The sequence below is a fragment of the Psychrobacter sp. S1-30-MNA-CIBAN-0213 genome, from assembly GCF_040309845.1.
Classification (GTDB): domain Bacteria; phylum Pseudomonadota; class Gammaproteobacteria; order Pseudomonadales; family Moraxellaceae; genus Psychrobacter.
In genome coordinates this window covers 104632-129718 of sequence record NZ_JBEOPE010000005.1, presented here as the reverse complement: position 1 = coordinate 129718, position 25087 = coordinate 104632, and the positions used below count along the sequence as shown (strand labels likewise).

Below are 25087 nucleotides of genomic sequence, written 5' to 3'. Positions count from 1 at the left end.
CCAGCATGAATATTTGGGTTACTGTTTTAACTATTACATTTTGAATAGACATAAAAAAACCTTGCCACTAGGACAAGGTTTTTTTGATAACCGGTTATTAACGCAGCTGATCTTAAGCTTGGAGAGCTTTGATAGCTTTGTTTAGACGGCTCTTACGACGGGCAGATTTATTCTTATGAATAATGCCTTTGTCAGCCATACGATCAAGAACAGGTACCGCTTTTTTGTAAGCTTCGGTAGCTGCGTCATAATCTTTAGATTCGATTGCCGCATCAACACGCTTTAAATAAGTACGAACCATAGAGCGTTGTGACGCTGAATTCTGGCGACGTTTAGTGTTTTGACGGGCGCGTTTACGAGCTTGTGCAGTATTAGCCACGCGTATCTCCTTTATGAAAGACAGATAAAAATATGAATGTTGATTGCAATAATGGGTTTAACAATCATCGGTGACGAGCAGCCGTCTCGCCAAACATGATGTCGATGCCAAATATAAGCCATCGCAAGCGTCAAAGCCATTTGGAATAATTAAATAGCTATGACGTGTAAAGCCGGACATCTTAGCAAATTATTGCGCTTAGAACAATATATTTGACCATCAAAGCGTAAAGAAGTTGTATGTATTGCCATACTAAACCTTCTATAAGGTGAAATATGAATAAATAAACGGCTAATATTCAAGCGTTTGATAAAAACTCTTACAATAAATCATGGATAGTAGCGACAGTTATAGGGTAACTTAGTTATGATACTGCGCTATGATATCAAGATGATACGACTTGACGATTATAAATAGTTTTTATAACACTTTACGATTATGAAAAAATGGATAGGATATGCAGCAAAAAGCAATTTTAATTGGCGCGACAGGTTTGGTAGGTCAGCATCTTGTCAAACAGCTTAGCGAGCTCTATGATACTTTAATAGTGATTGCAAGGCGTCCGCCACGGTATATCAACGCTAGCATGAGGTTTTATCAAGTTAGTGACTTTGATAACTTAGCCGAAATTTTTGCAAGTGTTGGTGCAGATCGAACGACGGATGCATTTAGCTGCCTTGGTACAACTAAAAAGCAGGCAGGTAGTGATGAGGCATTTAGAAAAGTAGATCATGACTACAATGTGAATTTTGCCAAACTATGCCATGACAAAGGGGTTAAGAACTTCTTTTTGTTATCGTCCATGAATGCAGATATTGATAGTCGATTTTTATATAATCGAGTAAAAGCTGAAACTGAACAGTCGATTATGGCGTTAGGCTTTGAGCAATTAGCTATCTTCCGCCCTTCATTATTATTGGGTAAGCATAAAGGTCGTCCACTTGAGAGCATTAGCCAAAAAGCCTTTCAAATTATCTCACCTTTAGTTTCTGAGTCGTTACCGTTGCATCCTATTTCAGCCAAGCGCGTGGCAATTGCTATGGCAATGAGCGCTCATGATGTATATGAACGTCGTAAGTATAGTGAATATCGTTCTGAGTCAAAGCCTAGTGCTACTGATATCATCGAAAATAAACAAATGCTGGCGATGACCCGTGTAAAAAAGTGAATCGTAAAACAACTGATAGTCATCAACAAGGAGTGTATAACTATGTCAGAATCAACAACAATGAATAAAGAGAACTTTGTAACCTGTGATCTGTTGGATGCCAATCCAGAGTCGCAAGTATGCTTGCCAAATATTGAAGGTAAGTCTTTTTATAGCTTTGGAGCAAAAGATAAATTCTGCGGTGAGATTGTGACTGTTAAATGCTTTGAAGATAACAGCCGTGTAAAAGCATTATTGAATAGTGATGGCAAAGATAAGAATGGTGAAGGCAAAGTATTAGTCGTCGATGGTGGTGGTTCTATGCGTTGTGCTTTGCTTGGAGATATGATTGCACAGTCAGCGATAGATAATGGCTGGGCAGGTGTAGTGGTCTATGGCTGTGTTCGTGATGTAGATGATATGGCGCAGATGGAGATAGGCGTCATGGCGCTAGGTTGCATCCCGCGTAAATCTACCCGCCGCGATGAAGGCCAGACGGATATTGAAATTAGCTTTGGTGACTTGACTTTAAATTCTGGCATGTTTGTTTATGCAGATAATAATGGCATTATTGCTAGTAATAAATCACTGCTGTGATAAAGAGTTATTACATCTTAAGTGACTTTTTCAGTCACTTTTTCAGTCACTTTGTGTCTTAGGCTCTTATCATTGATATATACAAAGTAAGTAAGTGCCAATTAATAACAGTCAAAACCAGAGCCTAAGAAGCAACTTAAAATCTCAGCTCCTAAGCTGGGATTTTCTCATTTAAGAATATTATTTCTGAAATTAAAGGTTAACTATGAGTGATCCCGTTTTTACTCCACTCTGAGTGACAAACCGTTACGGCATTAATTTTGGTCAATTGCGAAAATATTCGTATAATAACCCCCAGACTCTTAACTTGATCCTACCTGCTATGTCTATCACTGCTTTAACCGACGCTTTTGCTCCCATTAATGATCAGCTATTTCCTATCCAAAACTCGCAGCGACGCTGGCTGGCACCTGTTCATGGTGCAGTCGGTAGTCTATGGCTGGCCAGTTTGGTTAAAACACCCATATGGGAGATGGCAGATCGTCTAAAAGTCGTTGTGGCTCGGGATCAAAATCAGCTCAATCAAATAGAAACTGAACTGGCTTTTTGCGGTGTGGATGCTTACGTGTTTCCAGATTGGGAGACCTTGACTTATGATGAGCTGTCTCCGCATCAGGATATCGTTAGCGAGCGGATTAATCTGTTGACGGATATGCCAACGTCAGGTGTGCTACTTATATCGGTACAGGCTTTGATGCATCGTGTTGCACCGCCCAGTTGGCTGATTGGACAACACTTTGATTTAAGCATTGGTGATCAATTTGATATTAATACCCAACGTGAGCTACTAGCGAAGGCTGGTTACCGCGCGGTTGAAAATGTATTCGAACCCGGAGAATTTGCGGTACGTGGTAGCATTATTGATATCTTTGCGATGGGGCAGCCGTTTCCACTGCGTTTAGATTTATTTGACGATGAGATTGAGACGATTCGTTTTTTTCATCCACAGACTCAGCGCACACTGACTAATGATGATCTAAAAGCAATGATGTCAGGTAATGACAGTAGTATGGGTCAAGAGTCGCTATCGCTTTTGCATAAACTGCCAGATATCTCTAAACCTATTCAGAAGTTTCAAATCCTACCAGCAAAAGAGTTTCCTTTAGAAGAGGGGAAAGAAACTTTTCGCATGAACTTTGCTGAGATGTTTCCAAATGCTAGTAGCCGTAAATTTGAGCTGCACAAAGATGTAATGGCAGGGATTGCAAGTAGTGGACTTGAATATTACCAGCCATTATTTTTTGATCTAAAAGATTGGCAGCAAGAAAGTAGTTTATTCATTTATTTACCTGAGGATGCTTTATTCATCACAGATGAGCTAATCAATGAGCGCCAAGCGGATTACTGGTCGCAAATCCAGCGCCGCTATGAGGAGCGCCGTCATGATATTGACAAGCCTATCGTGGCACCTGAGCTATTATATTTACTATCTAGTACTCTCAATGAGCATCTAAACCAGTATCCACGGGTAATATTGAGCGCGCGAGAAGAACTTGCATCTATGACAGATGTGGCCGCTATCGATGATGCGCAAGCAGCGCCAACATCTGCGTCTGCTCCGATGCAAAATAAGCAAGGCTTGGTGACACTTAGCGCTCAAGTACCGCCGCAGCTATCAGTAAACCATCAAAAGGCAGAACCTTTAGCTGAACTATTGGATTTTTTACATCTGCAGGCAGAAACGGCTACACCAGTATTAATCGTTGCCGAAACTGCAGGTCGCCGCGAGATTCTCATAGAGCTGTTTAAAGGTAAAATTGATGTCAAAGCCTATGATAGCTTTAAAGAATTTTTAGCAGCAGATAGGACAAGCGCAGCCAATTCGAGTAATAAACCATATGTTGGTCTGACAGTGGCACCGATCGAACGTGGAGTCTACGTTCCCGAACGTTTGGTACTGATTAGTGAGACTCAGCTGTTTGGTAGGCAAGTACTGCAAACGCGTCGTCGTCGGCAAAGTGGCGTATCAGAAGAGTTTCTGGTTAAAAGTGTCACTGAGATGACTCAAGGCAGTCCAATTGTTCATATCGAACATGGTATTGGTCGTTATAACGGTTTAATTATTCTAGATGTGGGTGAGGGTGAGCAAGAGTTTATTCATCTGAAATACGCCGATGATGCCAGTATTTATGTGCCTGTCGCTAATTTACAAATGATTAGTCGCTATAGTGGCGGTGATCCTGCGCTTGCGCCTTTGCACAAGATTGGTAGTGGTAAATGGGATAAAGCTAAGCAAAAAGCATTACAACAAATACATGATGTTGCTGCTGAATTGCTCAATATGCAGGCAAGACGAGAAGCTAAAGTCGGTATTCATTTCAAAATAGACATCTCGCAGTATGAGCTGTTCGCTAGTCAATTTGCCTTTGAAGAAACGCCAGATCAGGCTAATGCCATCCATGCTGTCATGGAAGATATGAAGCAAAACCAGCCGATGGATCGACTCATTTGCGGTGATGTAGGCTTTGGTAAAACAGAAGTTGCCATGCGTGCGGCCTTCATTGCGGTCAGTGCTGGTTACCAAGTTGCGGTATTGGTACCGACTACTTTGCTAGCGGGACAACACGAAGACAACTTCCGCGACCGCTTCGCTGATTGGCCAGTACGTGTCGAAACCTTATCGCGTTTTGGTGGTAAAAAACATCAAGATACAGTACTGGCGGATTTAGCTGCTGGTAAAGTTGATATTGTGATAGGTACGCATAAGCTGCTACAGCCTGATGTTAAGTTTACTAATTTAGGATTAATGATAGTCGATGAAGAGCATCGCTTTGGCGTGCGTCATAAGGAGCGTATCAAGGCTATCCAGACCGATGTAGACAGTATGTCTATGACAGCAACACCGATACCTAGAACGCTCAACATGGCGCTCTCTGGAATGCGTGATATGTCGATTATTGCCACCCCACCTGCACGTCGTTTGGCCATTAAAACCTTTGTGATGCAAAAGACAGAAGCTTTAATGAAAGAGGCTATTTTGCGTGAGTTGCTACGCGGCGGGCAGGTATATTTATTGCATAATGATGTTGCTAGTATTGAGCGTATGGCAGAGACTATACGTGAGCTGGTACCAGAAGCGCGAGTAGGTGTGGCTCATGGACAGATGCAAGAACGTCAACTTGAACAAATTATGCAGCAGTATTACCATAAAAAATTCAATGTTTTAATCTGTACGACTATTATCGAAACCGGTATCGATGTACCTAATGCCAACACCATTATTATTGAGCGTGCTGATAAATTTGGTTTGGCTCAGCTGCATCAGTTGCGTGGCCGTGTCGGTCGTAGTCATCATCAAGCGTATTGTTATCTACTAGTACCGTCAATTAAAGGTCTCAAAGGCGATGCTAAGCGCCGATTACATGCTATCGAACGTGCTAATACGCTGGGTGCAGGCTTTATGCTGGCAAGTGAGGATTTAGAGATTCGCGGTGCAGGTGAGATATTGGGTAAACAGCAAAGTGGCAATATGCAGGCTATTGGATTTAGCTTATATATGGATATGTTAGAGCGTGCTACTAAAGCTATCAAAGCGGGTAAAGAGCCGGATTTAAATACACCGTTATCGCTGACTAGCGAGATTAATTTGCATAGCTCAGCTTTGATACCTGAAGAGTATCTACACGATGTGCATCAGCGCTTGTTGTTTTATAAACGGATCAGTAATGCCGATGATAAAGAAATCCTGATTGATATTCGCACTGAAATGATTGATCGCTTTGGTATACTACCAGACCAAACCAAGCATCTATTCGCTATTCATGGTCTGCGCTTACAGGCAGAGCCATTGAAGATTAATAAAATTGATGCCAATAGTAATAGTATGACGCTGGAGTTTGCACCAGATACCCCTGTTGATGCGTTAGCAATCATTAAACTGATTCAATCTGATGGTCAGCGTTATCGCATGAATGGCGCGTCAGGTATTCGTTATAGTGATGCGGATAAACTTGAAACACCGCAACAGCGAGTAACGGTTATCCAAGAGCTGTTACGCTATTTTAGCGAGCATATGGTAGCCGAACCTGCATAGATTAATTTGACGACAATTGGATACTAGATAAGTCGTATAAAGGGAATAGGTAATGGCGCTATTTTATCCAGTAGATAACTGATAAAATAGCGCCATTATATTTATTAACTTATTTCATTGATGTTTTATAACAAGAGAAGCCGTCATTATGTTCCAACTACATCCTAAGCTTGCTGCCGATAGTTTTTTAGTGGGTGATTTTCCACTATCGACATGTCGTTTGATTAATGACTGTCAGTTTCCTTGGCTGATTTTGGTGCCTCGTGTGTCAGGTATCAAAGAATTGTATGAATTATCTGAGTCGGATCAAACGCAGTTTTTACGTGAATCAAGTTGGTTATCAAGCCAACTTGCTAAAACGTTCCAAGCCGATAAGATGAATGTCGCGGCACTTGGCAACCAAGTACCACAGTTGCATTTTCATCACATAGTACGCTACCAAAACGATATGCAGTGGCCAAATCCAGTATGGGGTGTGCCTGCAATACCGTACACAAAAGAAGTATTGGCTCAAATGCAACAGACTTTAATGATTGCATTGCGAGGACATCATCAGATGCCGTTCGATTGGCAAATGTAATTGATACTTAACGGTTGAATATTTTGGTTATTAGATGGTTCAGTTTCATGCTACTTACCTTTTGCCATTCATTTCTGTTATACGTTATTATATGATTTCTATTGTACGTTGTTATATTTTAGACACTATTTATCGATATTGCTAAAATTGTAGAGCAATTGAAGATAGATAGTGTCTTTTTAGTTATTAATTACATATATTATATTGGGTTATATCCTTATAATATATGTAATTATATCTCCTATTATTTTACTAACTAAAAATGAATTCTGAGTCTAAATTGCTCATGTTTTTCACTTCCTTTAACCTAAGTGAACATCAAGTATGTCTTTTTCTGTTAGATTAAAATCACCGACTTCATCAGAGAATAACGAAGTCTCTCGTTTTGACTATCCAGAAATATTGGTCTTGCTACTCACTGTCGTACTTGTCGCTGTACATTTTGAATTTGATTCTACCTCGATGGCGCTATTAGCTATCGTATGCCTGCCAAGTCTGATGATTCTAATCTATAACTATCAGCATCAGCCAAGCTTTTGGACTTCTAATATTGTCGTAGTGCTATTATCAACAGTCATTGGAAGTATGCAGTTCTGCATAGTATTATCGCTCAGTCTTGCTCTATTGATTGGCATTCGAATTATCTTAAGTGATCCTGAGAATCGACTTAAACTGATTATGATATCTGCCATTACGGCCATGATGTTCTATTACGTCAGTATTACTTTAAGTCGTGAGGTGATGGATTGCAATGAAGGTTTATTATCACCGACCATATTGCTAGCTAGCATTGTTACTATATTCTGGCAATTCTGGAACGTATATCATAAATACTTAAATCATAAAAAAACTGCAAAGCAAGCGAAAGGGCGACTGAATACGATGGTATCAGTCATCAGTAAATTGACCCGTTTTATACCTCCACAAGTTTGGCAACCGATTGTAAAATCAGATAGTGTCGTACATGTGAACAACAAACGCGCCAAGCTGACTATTATGTTTTCGGACATTGCTGGGTTTACTGAGCTGTCTGATAGCTTAAGCTCTGACAACTTAGCTGATATTTTAAATACTTATATGAAATGTATGACTATCATTGCTAACAGACACGGTGCGATGCTGGATAAGTTTGTTGGTGATGGCATGGTATGTTTCTTTGGTGAGCCTAATAGTCGAGGGACACGGCAAGATGCATTGGACTGCGTGGCTATGGCAATTGATATGCGCCGTGAAATGCGTAGTTTGCGACAGGAATGGCGCTTGATGGGCTTTGAAGGTCTATATGTGCGTATTGGTATTACTACTGGTTACTGTCATGTGGGGAATTTTGGTAGTAATAATCGCATGAGTTATACCATTATTGGTAAAGAGGCTAACCTTGCATCTCGTCTTGAGTCGATAGCAGGAAAGGGAGATATTCTTATTAGTCAAAGAACTTATGATTATGTTTGCCATGATTATGAATGCGAATACGCTGGCACTTATCAACTAAAAGGTTTCGATAGTAGCATCAATGCGTGGCAGGTTTTAGACCCTGATGCTAATAAAGGCCGCTTATCTAAGTGGGTAGACCATACGCTACCAGGTTTTAACTTACATCTAAACTTCAAAGATATGCAAAATTACGACTACAAAGAGATTAAAAACAAATTAAATTTTGCCCTTGAACGTATCGAAAAAGAAGAAAAGATAATGACTCCTGATAAAGAGGGAAAGGGTAAATAGAGTAGTAAACATTAATTTAAAAACCTTATAAGTAAAGGGAATTTGAATCTAAAACAAATAAAAAGCCAGCTATTACAGTGTAATAGCTGGCTTTTTATTGCAGAAAATAGTACTTGCTGATAGCGTAGCGCTTAATGATTTTCTTTTGCATGGTTGAGCGTATATTTAGGTATCTCAATGGTTAAGTCTTCATCTTCAAGCATAACCTGACAAGATAGGCGTGAGTCAGGCTCTAATCCCCAAGCACGATCAAGTAAATCGGCTTCGATATCATCCATCTCATCTAAGCTGGTAAAGCCTTTACGGACTACCACATGACAGGTGGTGCAGGCTTTTGACATCTCACAAGCATGCTCAATCTTAATGCCTTTTTCCAATAGCGCTTTGCATAAATTGCTGCCAGCTTCTAATTCGACTTCAGTGCCTTCAGGGCAAATTTCATGATGCGGTAGTACGGTAATCTTTGGCATAAATTGTCTTTCCAATGCTAATCAATTAAAAAAATGAAAGATATAAGAGGTCAGCTTAGTACAGTCGCTAATCTATATTTTCAGGCGTATGTATTATTAAACGTATCTACTACCAATCTTTGGCACTAGTACCTGCCATGCTGGCTTTAACGCTTTGATTCATAATACGAGCAGCAAAGGAATCACTATGTGGCTTGAGCTTTGCTTGCTGTGCCTCAATAAGTGGCAAGTCATCTGTACTAAGTGTTGTTTGTAGTGCTTGTATTTGCTCAGCTAATGATTGCTGTTCATCAGTTGTCAGTAGGGCTGCGAATTCTTTGAGCGCAGATTGTAAAGCAAGCACTTCACGCTCAGCTTCTACTTTGGTCTCAATTAAAGAGCGCGCATTTTTATCTGCTTCCGCGTATTTAAATCCTGCCACTAGTAGCTGCTCTTTTTGCTCATCTGATAGTCCATAAGAAGGTACAATCTCAATCTTACTTTCTGTCTTGGTAGTGGTTTCTTGAGCACTGACTGTTAGCTGTCCGTTGGCATCAATACTAAAGGTTACCTCAATACGTGCAAATCCAGCTTTCATTGGTGGAATACCGTATAGCTCAAAGCGTCCTAGTGAACGACAGTTATCAACTGTTTCGCGCTCGCCCTGTACCACATGAATCACCATGCCTGTTTGACCATCTTGATAGGTGGTAAACACTTGGCGTTTTTTGACAGGAATAGGCGTATTGCGTGGAATCAGTACCTCAACCAGACCACCCATGGTCTCAAGACCGAGCGATAACGGCGTTACGTCTAACAGTAATAAGTTATTGTCACTATCACCGTTGACCAATTGATGTGCGGTTTGGGCAGCACCTAAAGCCACCACTTCATCTGGGTTTAGACGGCAAAGCGGCTCTTTAGCAAAAAACTCAGTCACTACTTGCTGTACAGCAGGCATACGGGTAGAGCCACCGACTAAGATAACTTCATCTAAGTCCGAAGTAGATAGCTTGGCATCACGCAGTACTTGTTCACAGACACTTATCGTGCGGCGGCTAACGGGCTCTGCAATAGCCAGCAAGTCTTCACGGCGTAACACGCCTTTATAAGACTGCTCATTAACAGTAATGTCGATATCGACTTGTTCAGCATCAGTTAGTGCTTGTTTATAAGCTTTGGCTTGTTGTGCCAGTATCGACTTATCATGACGACTCACATCTTTAGGATCGATGTTTAACTGCTTGATAAGCCAATTAGTCATTAGACGGTCAATATCATCACCACCTAATGCACTATTACCACCAGTTGCCAATACTTCGAAGACGCCATCATTTAGCTTTAAGATAGAAACATCAAAAGTACCACCACCCAGATCGTAAATTAAATAATAGCTCTCTTTATCACCATCTTGCGTAGGCTGATCGAGACCATAGGCGACTGCAGCCGCGGTCGGCTCATTTAATAGACGCAGTACATTGATACCAGCCGCTTGCGCCGCATCTTTAGTCGCTTGACGCTGAGCTTCATCAAAGTAAGCAGGAACGGTAATTACCGCACCTTCAATACTGTCTGCAGGTAATGCAGTGGTGGCGCGTTGCTCAAGCGTTGCCAATATCCGCGCTGACACTTCCACAGGAGATACTTCACCCTGAGCAGTAACGAATGCAGGCATATCGTCTTTATTGCCACTCAATTCATAAGGGTGGGAGAATTTGATATCAGCTTGGCTACGACCCATAAAGCGCTTAGCCGAGACGATTGTATTTTTTGGATCATCCGCTAAGTGTGCTAGGGCATCATAGCCGACTAATGGGTTGCCTGTGCTTGGATAGTAGACGACAGAAGGTAGTAAAGTGTCATTAGCTGCGCCTGCTTCTAAGACTTGCGCCTTGCCTGAGCGTACCACAGCGACCAATGAGCGCGTGGTACCAAGATCGATTCCCAGACCAAAACGATGCTGGTGAGGTTGGGCGCTTTGATTGGGTTCGGCAATTTGCAATAAAGACATAAGATAACTCAGAGATAAAATGAATAAGTGAAATGGAGCAAATAAAAAAATATACACTATTATAGTTTAACCGCTGCAATCCCGCTTTCAAATTAGAGGAGGGTGGCGGTTAAGAGTGCTTAAAATAAGAGATTATACGGTATCGTTGGTACTATTTTAACTATCATTTTGGAATACTGCTTTTAAATGAGGTTCATATGTTAAAAGCACTTATAAATAAAATAAGTCATAAAGCTTATAAATCGGCTATTTAAACGTATAAATCATCGTCATCTGAATGTTCAGCAGTTACTACTTCATCAAGACCAGTAGTAACGTCAGCATTTAGCTTTACTAAGAACTTCAGCTTTTGCGTCGCATCGATCGCCGTTTGCCAGTCTTGACTTTGGTATGCAGTGCTAAAACGCTCAGACTGTTTAGCGAGACGCTGCGTAATCTGCGGATGTAGTTGCTGTAGGGTCGCAAGATCTTTATCTTCAATCGCTTCATCTAAATCAATACGCATCTGCATAGCATCTTCTAAGAAGTCTAAGTCTGCGATTGAATGCTCTAGATTTTGTGCTTGATCTGCCATATCTAACAAATAGCTAGCACGACTATCAGGCGTACTTAGCGTTTGATAAGCTTGATTAATCAACGCTGAAGCTTGCTCAGACTGCTGTTGCGCTTGTGCCGTATCTGACAAGTTTTTTGCGACATTATCAGGGTGATAACGTTTTTGTAGCAGACGTAGACGCTGATCGAGACTGTCTTGATTGACTTCAAATTGTACAGGCTGCTCAAATAGAGCAAAGAAGTTATTAAACTGTGCTTCTGCTGTAATGTCTGTCATATCATACGCCTTGCATTTTTATTTGTTTTTTCAAAACTTTGTCTAGTTGAGGACTTTTTTACGGATTGGTTCGTAATACTGAGTTAATCGCTCACTACTGTCTACTATTAAACTCACAAGCGTTGAGACCTTAGACTGTAAAGGATTCACCGCAACCACATTCACCTTTCTGATTCGGGTTAGTAAACTTAAAGCCTTCGTTTAAACCTTCTTTTTCGTAATCCATCAACAAGCCATCTAAATACACCAAACTTTTAGGATCAATAAAGATACTGACGTCACGACTTTCATAGCGCGTGTCATTTTCATCAGGCGTATCTACAAACTCTAAAACGTAAGCTAATCCTGAGCAACCCGCTGTACGGATACCAACTCGAATACCTTCGCCTTTACCGCGATTGTCCAAAAAATCTCGAACATGCTGAGCGGCGCGTTCTGTCATTTCAATCATGCCAACTCCCATTGACTATCAATAATAAAGATATTAATTTAATAAAAAACTGTTTAATAAGAAACTATCAATAATGAATATAAATAAAATTCTGTATAAATGGGCAACTAGGATAGCAAGATTGCCGAAATAACATTTTAATAACTTCTGGTTAATAACTGCTAGAAAATAAAAGGTGACAATTACATAAGCGTTATTGTCACCTCTTTAGCATTAGTAGCTGTTCAATGTACTGCTACTAAAGTATGACTATTAAGATAGTGTACTTAAAAATACAATACTCACGCTAATAGGCTTAGCTAGTCGCTTCTTCTGTCACTGCTGCAGCGCCATGTTTACCTTTATAGTCACTGATAGCAGCTTTAATAGCATCTTCTGCAAGTACAGAGCAATGCACTTTTACTGGTGGTAATGCAAGCTCTTCAGCGATATGGTTGTTTTTGATTTCGCCAGCTTGGTCTAGACTTTTGCCTTTAAGCCACTCAGTAACAAGTGAGCTTGAAGCAATCGCTGAACCACAGCCATAAGTTTTAAAGCGTGCATCTTCAATGATACCATTATCATCAACTTGGATTTGTAGACGCATTACATCGCCACAAGCTGGGGCACCAACCATACCAGTTCCAACGTTTTTGGCATTTTTATCAAGATTGCCGACGTTGCGTGGATTTTCGTAATGATCAATAACTTGGTCACTATAGGCCATGGGGTTTTCTCCTAGTTAGATGATGAGTAGTCAATTACTGACTTTAAATGTCTAACTACTCATCGATAATTGGGGTCAAACATTTAGTTAATAAAAACTATATTTATAATTGTCTGATCAATCGTTTAATGGCTATGGTCTATAACCATATCGTTTTTTGGTTTTAGTGCTCAGCCCATTCGACTGAATCTAAATCAACACCTTCTTGATACATATCCCAAAGTGGTGATAGGGCACGTAATTTGTCAACCGCTTCATGCATTTGCTTGATAACAGTATCGATATCTTCTTCAGTCGTATAACGACCAAAGCTAAAGCGAATCGAGCTATGTGCTAATTCGTCTGGGCGACCGATAGCACGTAATACGTAAGATGGCTCAAGTGTCGCTGAAGTACAGGCTGAACCTGATGAGACGGCTAAGTCTTTTAGCGACATCATGAGTGATTCACCTTCAACAAAGTTAAAGCTGATGTTTACAATATTAGGCACACTGTGCTCAAGATCACCATTTAGGTAAATCTCTTCGATATCTTGTAGACCGTCCCATAGTTTCTGACGCAATTTTGCTGCATGAGCATTATCTTCTTCATAACGCTCATTGGCTAAGGCAAATGCAGCACCAAGGCCAACAATTTGATGCGTCGGTAGTGTACCTGAACGCATACCGCGCTCATGACCACCGCCATGTTGCTCTGCTTTTAGGCGAACACGTGGCTTACGACTGACGAACAAGGCACCGATACCTTTAGGACCGTATGCTTTATGGCCTGAAAAACTCATCAAGTCGATTTTCATCTCTTGAATGTTAATAAGAACTTTACCAACAGACTGTGCGCCATCGACATGGAAGATAACACCAGCTTCACGGGTTATTTCACCAATAGTAGCTACATCAGTAACTGTACCAAGCTCGTTGTTTACCATCATCAATGATACTAAAATCGTGTCATCGCGTAGCGCTTCTTTAACTTGCTCTGGCAAAATAAGACCAGTACTTGGTTGTGGCTCAAGATAAGTAATCTCAAAACCTTCTTGCTCAAGTTCGCGACAAGTGTCCAATACGGCTTTATGCTCGATTTTGCTGGTGATAATATGCTTACCACGAGACTGATAAAAATGCGCAGCACCTTTAATCGCTAGGTTGTCAGATTCTGTCGCACCTGAAGTAAAGACGATTTCGCGCGGATCAGCATTGATAACATCAGCAACTTGCTGACGAGCAGTTTCGACTGCTTCTTCTGCTTGCCAGCCATAGCCATGTGAGCGCGAGGCTGGGTTACCAAAGATGCCGTCTACAGTCAGATATTCGCTCATTTTAGCGGCTACTGATTTAGCAACTGGCGTGGTGGCGGCATAATCTAAGTATATAAGGTTGTTATGTTGGCTCATGCTGGGTTTGCCTCGCTGGTCGATAGGGTAATAGTATTAATGTCTTTTATGGAAATCTCTTTAGTAGAGTTTTGCTGACGCTCTGATACTGATTGCACATTTTCCATATCTAATAATTGCGCCAATGTTATATTTTTCAAGTACTGCTCAATATGATTGGACAGTGCACACCATAAATCATGGGTTAGGCACATTGTACCACCTTGGCAGTCACCACGTCCTTCACACTGCATGGCATTAACCGACTCGTCAACGGCAGATATAATACTCATTACATCTATCTCATCTAGGGGTTTGGCTAAATGATAACCGCCTGCAGCACCACGAATACTAGTAACTAAACCGCGTTTACGTAGTTTGGAGAATAACTGTTCAAGATATGAGATAGATATCGATTGCCGTTTTGCAATATCAGATAAGGATACAGCACTGTCTTGTTGACTGGTCTGTAACGCCAAATCTAATAACGCGGTAACGGCATACCTGCCTCGAGTAGTTAAACGCATAAAATATCTCCAAGCTAATCAGTTATAAGCCAAATTCAATAACGAGCTTAGTATCTTTAGTACTCTAAATCATACAAGATTATTTGTGCAATACAGATATTAAGTATACTAAGTCAAACGTCATCGCTATTAAACAACAGATGGTTAACCCGATGTGTGCTGCGATAAAGTCATTATACTTAATCCTGAGTAATTTAGTCAAGATTGAAATGTCATAGAATGGTTAATCTTACCTATCACCACTATTAATAAAAGTAATTGGCTAAATAAAGCGGCAACGAAGTGGAAAAGCGCTAATGAGTGGTGGTAAAGGCTAGGGATAAAAAAAACGCTCAATGACAGTTCGATGACTTCGTTGAGCGTTCTTGTAAGAACAAAGGTAAACCCCGAAGGTTAGTTCATTAGCAACGTGATAACAGCAACAATCGCCATAATAACTGAAGCAATTGTGATAATAGTAAGTGTCTTTTGCCTACTCTGTAGCTCTTTCACTGTAGTTTCAAATTCGCGATTTTTTATGGTCAGCGTATTAATTTGAATCTGTTGTTCTGCAATACGCAGTTTATAGTTGTTCTTTTTTTCTTCCAACTCATCAGCGCTAGGTTTTTGCTTTGCATTGCCACCTTTAAACTTCTTAAGGATCCCTTGAATTAAGCCACCCAAACCTAGCTGAGTAATAAATTGTTTAACCAGTTGAACCTGAATAAGCTCACCACGCATTTGCAGTTTTTCAGTCGTTTCGCTGTCGTGTGAGGTTAAAGCACTCAAAACTTGAATGCTATACGCGTTAATAATAACGTCAGGCTCACTACGACCAACAGGTAGATTGGCATCCAGTAACACACCTTTATAGCTAAAAGTTGCAAAAATCTCTACATGAGGCAAATACAAGCGTAGACAGATAACAGTGCCCTGTTTAGCAAGCGGGTAAGCGGCTTTACGTAGCTCAGGATCTAAGCGTAACAGCAAGGTCAATGCTGACTCAGTGAACACTAGGATAATGTTGAGAAGAGAGTGAGACAACGTAGAACGCTTCATGTAAGTAATCCATTTTATTGGGCAAATTAAAAGTAAACATAAAATATGAGAAGCAGTGAATAACTGCAAATACAACATTAATTATAATTTGGTTTTTATAGCATATTATGTGATGGCTATCATAACGTTTTCATCATAAAAAGTAACGTATACCTATGTCAGTTAGAAAATTATTGCGATAAAGCCCGTTTTCTATACCTAGAGTTTTTGTAAGTCAAAGCTCTACTGTACTACAAATATGAACAAAGCCAGCTGAAGTAGCGAACACTGGCTAGTAAAAAGATATTATCAATTGTCTCTTCATAATATAGACTTTAATCGCTAATTTTGATTGAAAAATCAGTGATTTCGCTAAAATTAATGGTTTTTTTAAATAAACTATACGTTCTCTGACGTAAAATACATCTTGGCGACCTAAAAGACTAATATGCATTATGCGATGTTTTTGAGCAGTATCTGTGGGACAAATGACAAGTTACAGGTGATTTGCGTAACGTTAGGTGTCAAATACGTAGTTTCGCAGGCAAAAAAATGTAAAATCGCTTGCGCTCCTTATGTTGCCTTGATATAAAGACGTTAACAACGCGCAACCCGTAAATAAAAGCGTCAAAAGTGGTTTTTATTGCTTAAATCGTATGAGAGCGATACAATGCCTGACGTTAGCGTTTATTTCAGCCCTTAAACTTGAAGGAAATTGTATGAATAAGTCAGAATTAATTGATAGCATTGCAGACAAAAGCGGCCTAAACAAAACCCAAGCTGGTGATGCATTGAACGCCGTTATGGAAAGCGTTGGTGAAGCTCTAGAAGCTGGTGAAAGTATCTCATTAGTTGGTTTTGGTACGTTTAGCGTAAAAGACCGTAAAGCACGCACTGGCCGTAATCCTAAAACAGGTGAAGAGCTAAGTATCCCTGCAAGTAAAGTACCAAGCTTTAAAGCCGGTAAAAACTTAAAAGAGCGCTTAAACTAAGCCAATCTTAGCTTGTTAGTATAAGTTTACTGTTTAACTTTAAACAGTAAAACAAGCAATAAAAAGCACCTTTATATAGAGGTGCTTTTTTTATCGCTAAAATTTGTATAGCAGATGCTTGGAATATTTTGAGTCTAGACTAAAATTCACGTATCATAGGGCGCGCGTAACGCTATTGCTTTATCAAGTTACGGTTTTTACAAGCATCAAATAACATTGACATCATTTATCATGCCATTGTCTGTCCACATATCGCTGACATCGTTGCAATGGTTCTTCATCAATATAGGTTAAAAAGTAGAAATAACTATGGATAAATTGCGCGATTTTTTGAAAAGCTGGCCTGGTCGCATTTTATTGATTCTATGCCTATCGCCACTCGCTTTATTAGGTATCGAGAGCTACTTTCAGGGCAATGTTGATCCCAATCAAATAGCCCAAGTAGGTGAGGCAAGTGTGGGTTTGTCAGAGTATCAAAATGCAGTAAACAATCGACGCTCTGAGATTTTAGACCAAATTGATGACGCAAGCTTATTAAATGAAGATGTGTTACATGAGCAAGTGCTAAAAGGTTTGATTGACCGCACCTTACTTGAGCAGCAAGCTGGTAAGCTAGGTATGACTGTATCTGATGACACGATCAATCGTCTGTTGCGTCAAGAGGACGCTTTTAAAGATGAAAACGGCGAATTCTCTAACGATCAGTTTTCGAACTTTTTACGTCAACGCGGCATGACTAAAGACCAACTGTTTGCTGAATTTCGTAATCAGTTAAGCCTAGATCAGCTCAATGCAAGTATCGTTGGTACTGCCATCTATCCTATGAAAGCGGTGAATCAGCTGATTGATTTACAGCTAGAATCACGCAATATTTGGCTACATCGTTTTAATTGGCAAGATTATCAGCAGAAAGTTAAGCTTAGCAAAAATGATATCCAAGCTTATTATGATGCTAATAAAGAGACGCTAAAGAGCGATGCCATGGTTGATTTGGCATATATTCAGTTAAGCCCTGCGACGATTAAGGTCGATCAAGTTACAGAAGAAGATCTGCAGCAGCAATATGAAGGCTATAAGCAAGGGCTTGCTGTGGTTGATGAGCGTAAGCTAAGTCAGATTTTAGTTACTGGTAATGATGCTAAGACGCGTGCTGATAAAATCAAAGCTCGTCTTGATAAAGGTGAATCATTCGCAACATTGGCCAAAACAGAGTCAGATGATCCATCAGGCGCGACTGGCGGTGATATCGGACTTTTCAATCCATCAGTATTTGGTAATGATGCTGCTGCCGTTGAAACAGCGCTGCAAGGCTTAAGTGTAGGTGACGTTACTGCCCCTATTAAAACCAATTTCGGTTATCAGATATTTACGGTAACAGAAGACAATGGTAGTAAAATACCAAGCCTAGATAGTATGCGTGAAGAGTTAACAGCTAAGGCAAAGGAATATAAGCGTCAATCAATTTATGCTGATAAAGTAACAGCAATTAATGATTTGGCAGCAGATGGTTTTAGTATCGAAGATATCGCTCAGCAAGAAAACGTAGCGTTAAAACGTATTAAAGATTATCGTAAGAACAACAATACGTCAGTGTTGCCGCAACCTGCTGTCATCAAGCAAGCCTTTGATGAGTTTACTATCCAAGATCAAGCAGTAACGGCAGGTATTGAAGTAGGTAGCGGAACGGCATGGGTGCAACCAAGCAACTATCGTCCAACTCAAACTCTTACCTTGGCAGCTGCAACTCCAATTATTACCAAAAGGCTGCGTCAGCAAAAAGCCAGTGCTATGGCTCTTAAGGATGCTAAGCAGTTGGCTGCTGGGATTAAAACCGTGGCTGATATCAATAAGCAAGCAGTAGGTTTTCAGGCACTCGGTCAGGTTAATCGTCAAACAACGTTACTGACCGAAAAGGAACGTAGTTTAGCATTTAGTAAGCAAGCCTCTGAGAACGGGGTTGTAGCGCTGGCAAGTGAGACTGAGGTAGGTGCTAGTGTGCTGGTTGGCGATCGTATCGAGACTGAACGCCAATCGCAGTTGTCTGATCTAGAAAAAGCGCAAACAGCCTCAATTATCCGTGATAATTTAGGTCAAGATCAGCTGCAAGATTACTTAGATTATCTACGTCTGGTATATAAGGTTGAAATTAACGAAGCTAACATGGCAGGGGCACAAGGTCAGTAATAGTGCCATTGCTTTCTGTTGAGCTATTAATAAGTAACCAAAAAAATGTATAAAAATTCTTGAATAAAAAAGCCACTGTATTGCTACAGTGGCTTTTTTAATGAGCTATATTTTTGATAGTTTTATATATATCAATTAATAGCAGTACTTATATGAAGTGCTGCTATTAATACTGCTTTAGCATTTTGTACATGAAAATTTGGTGGTGTTCTAAAAAGTATGCTGGCGATAAAAGTCAATAAGAAATCTATGCTAAGTTCTCTGATTCTATAGGACTTTCAAGGCTTCAAGAATTGTTCAAATTTTAATCAGCATACTTTTTGACACACTACCGAAAACTTTAATGACGGAAATGGCGCATACCTGTAAATACCATAGCAATACCATGCTCATTTGCTGCAGCAATGGTTTCATCATCACGCATAGAGCCACCTGGCTGGATGATAGCAGAAATCCCTACTGCAGCAGCGTTATCTATGCCATCACGGAACGGGAAGAAGGCATCTGAGGCCATGACAGCACCTTCAGTTGCTAATCCAGCATGCTCAGCTTTGATAGCAGCGATACGTGCTGAGTTTACCCGGCTCATTTGACCTGCACCAACACCAATAGTGCGCTGACCTTTAGCATAAACGATAGCGTTGGATTTGACGTATTTTGCTACGTTCCAACTAAATAACAGATCAGCAATTTGTGCTTCAGTTGGTTGTACGTCAGTGACGATTTTCAAATCATTAGCAGTGATCAAACCGAGATCCTGTTCTTGCACCAACAGGCCACCGTTGACGCGCTTATAGTCAAGTTGGATGTCGCGCTGATCTGATGCTGGTAGTTCACCGCAAACTAAGACGCGTACGTTTTTCTTAGTCGCAGTCGCTTCGAGTACACCTGCTTCAATACTTGGCGCAATAATAACTTCTACGAATTGATTGTCAATAATGGCTTTTGCTGCGGCAAGTGTTAATGGGCGGTTAAAGGCAATAATGCCACCGAAAGAAGATTCAGGATCCGTGCTAAAAGCAGTTTGATAAGCCGCTACTTGGTCGTTATCAATGGCGACACCGCAAGGGTTAGCGTGCTTGACGATTACGCAAGCAGGTGCACTAAATGCTTTGACGCATTCAAGGGCAGCATCAGTATCGGCGATATTATTATAAGATAATGCTTTGCCTTGTAATTGCTCGGCTGTTGCTATAGAAGCTTGTTTACTTTTTGAAGGTTGGCTTTCTATATAGAAGGCAGCATTTTGATGTGGGTTTTCGCCATAGCGTAGGTCCTGTGCTTTTTCAAGCTGCACATTAAACGTTCTTGAAAAATTCTCTGGCTGTTGAGTTTCATTGACACGACTACCCAAAAAGTTAGCAATCATCCCATCGTATTGTGCCGTATGTTCAAACGCTTTAACCGCTAAGTCATAGCGTAAGGCCGTTGTCAGTTCTGTGCCATTACCTAAGGCTACCAGTACTCGTTCATAATCGGCTGGATCGGTAACAATACCTACGTGGGCATGGTTCTTAGCAGCAGAACGTACCATAGTCGGACCACCAATATCGATGTTTTCAATAGCATCGTTCATAGTGACATCAACACGAGCAATTGTTTCAGCAAATGGATAAAGGTTAACCACGACCAAATCGATACGATCAATACTATGTGAACTCATAATCGCATCATCTGTACCACGGCGACCTAAAATACCACCATGAATCTTTGGGTGTAGCGTTTTGACACGGCCATCCATCATTTCAGGGAAACCAGTATAATCTGATACTTCAGTCACGGCCACATTATGCTCTTTGAGCAAACGATAAGTACCGCCAGTGGATAGTAAGTCAAATCCTGACTGAATAAGCCCCTGAGCAAATTCTACGATATTGGACTTATCAGAGACTGAGAGTAGAGCAAGCGGTTTGGTAGCCATAAAAACGATTCCATAAAAAAAGCCCGACACAAACGTCCGGCAAGATAGTAGTGGCAGTCACAGATAGAGTTACGTCTAATCTATGAGTTGCCATGCACAATAATGATAAAGCTTAATGTTGTAAGCTTAATAATTAAGTTTCAGTGTTTAGAGCTTAATGTTCGCAGCTAGCTATGCATTACTTAGGCATGACTAGCATTGAATGGATAGAGCTTCAAAAATCACGATGCCTATGATAAAACATCTGACCAATTTACACAAAACTCAATATCATTTTAGAGCATAAATACTAATTTCTATACAATCAACTACATTAAATCGTAGATTTTAAGTTTTTTGCGTAGTGTGCCACGATTAAGGCCCAAAATTTGAGCGCATTTGGTTTGATTTCCACGAGTTTGCTCAAGTACTACAGTTAGTAGGGGGAGTTCTACTTCTTTTAAGATGAGCTCGTAAAAGTCGGTTGGCATTTCATCATCCAAGGCCGCAAAATACTCACGTACTACGCGTTCAACATGCACACGTAAAGGCGCATTCGCTGGAGTAAGTGTCGTATCACTGTGCATATGATTGTCTGCGCTATCCAAACGATTCTGTGTATCAGTGGTTGGTTGATTAGTACTGTCCTGATCATCATAGTTGTTATGGCAATCAGGATGCTGGGCAAAACGGTTGGCAAAGGATTGAGCGGAGTGTGCCATAAGGTGATGTCCTTAAAAAAGTGTGATACGACAAAGGTCATAGACAAAAAGATAACTAGTCGCTCAACTGAATATTAATATAAGTATTAGGTTGGAGATATGAAGCTTTTTAATAAATAGGGTTGATAGTAACTTTACTAATATGATTGATGGTAACTGGTACTGTAAACATAAATGATTTGTTTTGTTCAGCGAATAGTAGATTTTGCTTACTTGCTAGATAGTCCTTTGGCAGCGCAATGAACTCTCCAGTTAGAGCGTTATTGTCATAAATGCTAACTTTGAGACTAGGTAGGAGCTGGGACTTTGTGCTTTGGTTTGCCAAAGTGGCTGTTATATCAGTAAATACATCAGCATCCATAATATCACTAGGTTTATAAACCAAATCAGTAATATCAAAAGCTGCCATGTCAGCACTAGGTAGGCTGCAAGCTGCGACTGCGCAAACTGCTTGTAAGCGTGCTGCATGCGCTGGGTTTTTGACTATGTTATCTAGATTAAAAATAACATATTGTGCAAACAATAGCATTATCAAGACTAAGCAGCCGGCTACCCAAAGGATCGAAGCGGCAGAAGTTTGTGCAAGAGTTTGTGATGGGTAGATACGTGACTGACCATTGCTTATTTGCTTAGGGCTAATTTGAGTTTGATCTCTAAGTGGTACGCCCATGCTAGCTAATAGCTGCGATAAATCAGTGTCAGACTCTATCGTGTTTGTATCATTGTTTTGTTCTTCAAGGAGTTTTTCAAGCCATGCATTATCGTTGTCATTGGACATATTAATATTGTCGATAGAAGCATTGATATCATTAGCGGCGACTGAACCGATATTATATTGAGGCCTAGTGTTGACAACATAATCTGATTCTTCAAATAAAGTATCTTGATCGTTAGGCTCGATATTAGACTGATTATCCACAGTAGTGGCTGGTTTAGAGTCTGTTGGTTCAGAATCTAGATTTGTAGTATCCAGCTCAGAAAACCATGCACTCATTTCATCTAGCGAGTTATATTCTGAGTTTGACTCTTCAATATCGTCAACGGGCATATCATCATAGATAAGAGTATCAGAGGATAAAAAATTATTATCCTGCTGAGAATTGTTATTTTTGCTTTTTTCAAAAGAGGTGAAATTGCTATCGGTATTTGAACGATCATCACCAGAGACCACAAGATTTTCATTTACTAAAAATACTTGTTGACAGCGTCCACAGCGTGCTTTCGCATTTAGCTCATTTAATTGAGCTTGCGGTAAACTAAAGTAGGCTTGGCAAGAAGGACATTGGGTTTTGATGAGCGTGGTCATGTAATTGAGTCCAAAGAAATACGATAGTAACTATCGCGCATCCACTCACCAAAACCTGTCTTATTTTTTAGATATTATTAGGCATCTTTATAGCGATAGACAATAGGGGAGCAGCGTTAAGTTTGCAAAATTCAACTGACTGCCTATCGTAACAGATGTAATAAAGTGTTGCTAGTGTGTAAACAAAACTATTAGGTATTGCTACTGTGTAAACGTTCCTGATAAACGTTGCCAATGCTGATCTTCTTGAGCAGTGAAAGCATGTTTAGAATCAAGGGCAAAATAAGGCTTGTAAGCTTCTGAAACTTGCTCAGTTTGTGACTCAATTAATCCTGCTAGAACTATGCGTCCTTGTGAGGCAATTAAAGTTGCAAAGTAAGGAGCTAAGCCGATGAGGGGCTTGGCTAGAATGTTGGCTACAATAACATCCACTGGAACGACATCATGTTGTGCGCAGTAGGCCACGAAATCTTCTGGCAAAAATGCTTGCAAGTGTTCATCGACATTATTGCGTGCAGCATTTTGGTTAGTAGCCAGCACCGCCTGCGGATCGATATCGACCGCATAGACATGTTTGGCACCTAATAGCAATGCGCCAACACCTAAGATGCCTGAGCCACAACCATAATCGATGACGACTTTATCTTGTAGGTCTTGTTCAGTCAGCCAATCTAAACATAGGCGTGTAGTGGCATGGTAACCTGTTCCAAAGGCAAGTCCCGGGTCCATAATAATGTTAATGGCATCTGCATCAGGTGGCGTTAGCCAGTTTGGAACGATCCATAAGCCGTTAGCGCATTCGATTGGATGATAATGAGTCATCCATTCGCGCTCCCAGTCTTTATCATCAACAGCGCTTAGCCAAATGCGACTGGCCTGTACTTGTGCTGCAATCTCATGACTTAGTTGCTCAACAGCTTGTCGACTCCCAATTTCGGTAGTAGCATCAAAGAGACCAGTCAGTATTACTTCATCCCATAAGGGTGATTCGCCCGGTAATGGTTCGAACAAAGGCTGATCACCTGCATCGTCTAACGCAATAGATAGGGCGCCTGCTTCTAATAACAGCGCTTCTGCAAGATCGACGTTTGCTTTTTCACATTGTAGGTGAAGTTGTTGCCATGCCATAAAAGTAACCTTAATTAAATTAGAATAAATTGAAGAAAAATGAATAATTATTGTTTATAAAAAATACAATAAACACATTCATTATTATACGCAGCTAGCAAGTTTTTCTTTGTCTGTTGCATTGAAAATAAACTGCGATAATGACTACTTAAGAGCTAATTGTGCCTCTCTTACAACGCGTGAATTGTTCTGTTGTTGACCTGATCGTAAGATAAGCTGCCATAACGCACGGCGACGACTGTCATCTTCAGAAACTGTCAGGCCACGACGTGCCATCGCTTCGGCTTTACGTGGCTGTCCCTTCTTCAGAGCAACTTGTGACAGGTAAAAATAAACCGCTGAAGATCTAGGTGCTAGACGTTGAGCACGCGTAAAGCTGTTTTCAGCAGCGGTCAAATTACCTGATTTAAGCTGATTAGTGCCTGTTTGCATCAGATTACGAAATGCTGGCAAGTTGCTTTGATTGCTAGTAGGTTTACGGCTTTGCTGCTGCGAATTCTGACGTGCTTGCTCTAATAGCTCATTATGTGAAGGTGTAGCGGGCGGTTGCGAGATCATATAATCATCACGTGGTGGGGTGTACACTGGCTCGTTAAATATGATTTCTGGTTGTTCTATTATCGGTGTTTGCTGGGTTAAAGGATTGTTGGTAGTTGTACTGCTCTCAGATCTGGGTATGGTTTGGGGCTCAGAGTAAGGAGGATTTGCTGGCGTTCTAGTAGTTTCAGCGGGTGCTGTATAAGGCTCACTAGAGTAGTCAGCTGTTTTACTGGCATCATTACGGTTAGTTATAGACCCTTGAGGAATATTAATCGTAGTCGTTGTTGCGCCTGCACCGGTACTGTTAGGAGCTGAAGGCGCGGTCTGACAAGCACTTAACGTTAAAGTACCGATGAGCGCAGTTGATACTAGTAATAATTTGCCCAATCCTCTGTGTGTGTCATTCAGTACTGCCAAGTATTGCTGCTGCATAGATGCCGCCATGTCAAACCCCTTATTCTATGTAATTTTAAATAACAGTATGAACTGATA

At 40.6% G+C, this 25087-nt stretch carries 21 protein-coding genes; 7 read left to right on the top strand and 14 right to left on the bottom strand.

Going from position 1 to position 25087, the window contains the following annotated elements; translation table 11 throughout:
- Positions 1-112: 112 nt before the first annotated feature.
- Positions 113-379, bottom strand: coding sequence for a 30S ribosomal protein S20 (rpsT, locus tag AAEY87_RS07055; protein WP_058369082.1), 267 nt, complete (start codon positions 377-379; stop codon positions 113-115).
- Between the two features lie 457 nt (positions 380-836).
- On the opposite strand from rpsT, the gene AAEY87_RS07050 reads away from it, so the two are divergent.
- From AAEY87_RS07050 to AAEY87_RS07030, 5 genes are all read left to right on the top strand, one after another.
- Positions 837-1547: an NAD-dependent epimerase/dehydratase family protein gene (locus tag AAEY87_RS07050; protein ID WP_350656535.1), complete on the top strand. Its 711-nt coding sequence runs from the start codon at positions 837-839 to the stop codon at positions 1545-1547.
- A 60-nt stretch (positions 1548-1607) separates the two neighbouring features.
- Positions 1608-2123: a ribonuclease E activity regulator RraA gene (gene rraA / locus AAEY87_RS07045; RefSeq protein WP_350656597.1), complete on the top strand. Its 516-nt coding sequence runs from the start codon at positions 1608-1610 to the stop codon at positions 2121-2123.
- 322 nt (positions 2124-2445) lie between these two features.
- Positions 2446-6156 carry a transcription-repair coupling factor gene (gene mfd, locus AAEY87_RS07040; RefSeq protein WP_350656534.1) on the top strand — a complete coding sequence of 1237 codons (3711 nt, stop codon included), beginning with the start codon at positions 2446-2448 and terminating at the stop codon, positions 6154-6156.
- A 148-nt stretch (positions 6157-6304) separates the two neighbouring features.
- A complete protein-coding gene (locus AAEY87_RS07035; RefSeq protein ID WP_068036275.1) occupies positions 6305-6736 on the top strand; it encodes an HIT domain-containing protein in 432 nt (143 codons plus the stop codon).
- 324 nt (positions 6737-7060) lie between these two features.
- Complete coding sequence (locus AAEY87_RS07030; RefSeq protein WP_350656533.1) at positions 7061-8461, top strand: adenylate/guanylate cyclase domain-containing protein; 1401 nt, start codon at positions 7061-7063, stop codon at positions 8459-8461.
- Positions 8462-8592: 131 nt separating this feature from the next.
- On the opposite strand, the gene fdx is transcribed toward AAEY87_RS07030, so the two are convergent.
- The 8 genes from fdx to AAEY87_RS06990 form a co-directional block, all read right to left on the bottom strand.
- Positions 8593-8931, bottom strand: coding sequence for an ISC system 2Fe-2S type ferredoxin (gene fdx / locus AAEY87_RS07025; protein WP_350656532.1), 339 nt, complete (start codon positions 8929-8931; stop codon positions 8593-8595).
- A gap of 109 nt (positions 8932-9040) precedes the next feature.
- Positions 9041-10921, bottom strand: coding sequence for a Fe-S protein assembly chaperone HscA (hscA, locus tag AAEY87_RS07020; protein ID WP_350656531.1), 1881 nt, complete (start codon positions 10919-10921; stop codon positions 9041-9043).
- A 250-nt stretch (positions 10922-11171) separates the two neighbouring features.
- Positions 11172-11753 carry a Fe-S protein assembly co-chaperone HscB gene (gene hscB, locus AAEY87_RS07015; RefSeq protein WP_068036267.1) on the bottom strand — a complete coding sequence of 194 codons (582 nt, stop codon included), beginning with the start codon at positions 11751-11753 and terminating at the stop codon, positions 11172-11174.
- Between the two features lie 130 nt (positions 11754-11883).
- Positions 11884-12204: an iron-sulfur cluster assembly protein IscA gene (iscA, locus tag AAEY87_RS07010; protein WP_025653020.1), complete on the bottom strand. Its 321-nt coding sequence runs from the start codon at positions 12202-12204 to the stop codon at positions 11884-11886.
- A 295-nt stretch (positions 12205-12499) separates the two neighbouring features.
- Positions 12500-12910 (bottom strand): Fe-S cluster assembly scaffold IscU, encoded by a 411-nt coding sequence (gene iscU, locus AAEY87_RS07005; RefSeq protein ID WP_350656530.1) that lies wholly within the window; start codon positions 12908-12910, stop codon positions 12500-12502.
- Between the two features lie 163 nt (positions 12911-13073).
- Entirely contained in the window at positions 13074-14300 is a 1227-nt protein-coding gene (locus AAEY87_RS07000) for an IscS subfamily cysteine desulfurase (RefSeq protein WP_068036263.1), read from the bottom strand.
- Positions 14297-14806, bottom strand: a complete 510-nt coding sequence (locus AAEY87_RS06995) for an Rrf2 family transcriptional regulator (protein ID WP_068036260.1) — start codon at positions 14804-14806, stop codon at positions 14297-14299. Before AAEY87_RS06995 ends, AAEY87_RS07000 begins: the two co-directional genes overlap by 4 nt.
- A 393-nt stretch (positions 14807-15199) precedes the next feature.
- Positions 15200-15844 carry a hypothetical protein gene (locus AAEY87_RS06990; RefSeq protein WP_350656528.1) on the bottom strand — a complete coding sequence of 215 codons (645 nt, stop codon included), beginning with the start codon at positions 15842-15844 and terminating at the stop codon, positions 15200-15202.
- A 698-nt stretch (positions 15845-16542) separates the two neighbouring features.
- Here AAEY87_RS06990 and AAEY87_RS06985 point away from each other — a divergent pair.
- Complete coding sequence (locus tag AAEY87_RS06985) at positions 16543-16815, top strand: HU family DNA-binding protein (RefSeq protein WP_025653024.1); 273 nt, start codon at positions 16543-16545, stop codon at positions 16813-16815.
- Between the two features lie 309 nt (positions 16816-17124).
- Positions 17125-18999: a SurA N-terminal domain-containing protein gene (locus tag AAEY87_RS06980; protein ID WP_350656526.1), complete on the top strand. Its 1875-nt coding sequence runs from the start codon at positions 17125-17127 to the stop codon at positions 18997-18999.
- A 340-nt stretch (positions 19000-19339) separates the two neighbouring features.
- On the opposite strand, the gene purH is transcribed toward AAEY87_RS06980, so the two are convergent.
- The 5 genes from purH to AAEY87_RS06955 all read right to left on the bottom strand — a co-directional run bounded on the left by purH (position 19340) and on the right by AAEY87_RS06955 (position 25039).
- Positions 19340-20920, bottom strand: coding sequence for a bifunctional phosphoribosylaminoimidazolecarboxamide formyltransferase/IMP cyclohydrolase (purH, locus tag AAEY87_RS06975; RefSeq protein WP_350656525.1), 1581 nt, complete (start codon positions 20918-20920; stop codon positions 19340-19342).
- A gap of 308 nt (positions 20921-21228) precedes the next feature.
- Positions 21229-21486, bottom strand: a complete 258-nt coding sequence (gene fis / locus AAEY87_RS06970; protein WP_068039245.1) for a DNA-binding transcriptional regulator Fis — start codon at positions 21484-21486, stop codon at positions 21229-21231.
- Positions 21487-21730: 244 nt separating this feature from the next.
- Complete coding sequence (locus AAEY87_RS06965) at positions 21731-22927, bottom strand: zinc-ribbon domain-containing protein (protein WP_350656524.1); 1197 nt, start codon at positions 22925-22927, stop codon at positions 21731-21733.
- A 201-nt stretch (positions 22928-23128) separates the two neighbouring features.
- Positions 23129-24055 carry a 50S ribosomal protein L11 methyltransferase gene (prmA, locus tag AAEY87_RS06960; RefSeq protein ID WP_350656523.1) on the bottom strand — a complete coding sequence of 309 codons (927 nt, stop codon included), beginning with the start codon at positions 24053-24055 and terminating at the stop codon, positions 23129-23131.
- A 144-nt stretch (positions 24056-24199) separates the two neighbouring features.
- Complete coding sequence (locus AAEY87_RS06955) at positions 24200-25039, bottom strand: tetratricopeptide repeat protein (protein ID WP_350656522.1); 840 nt, start codon at positions 25037-25039, stop codon at positions 24200-24202.
- Between the last annotated feature and the right edge of the window lie 48 nt (positions 25040-25087).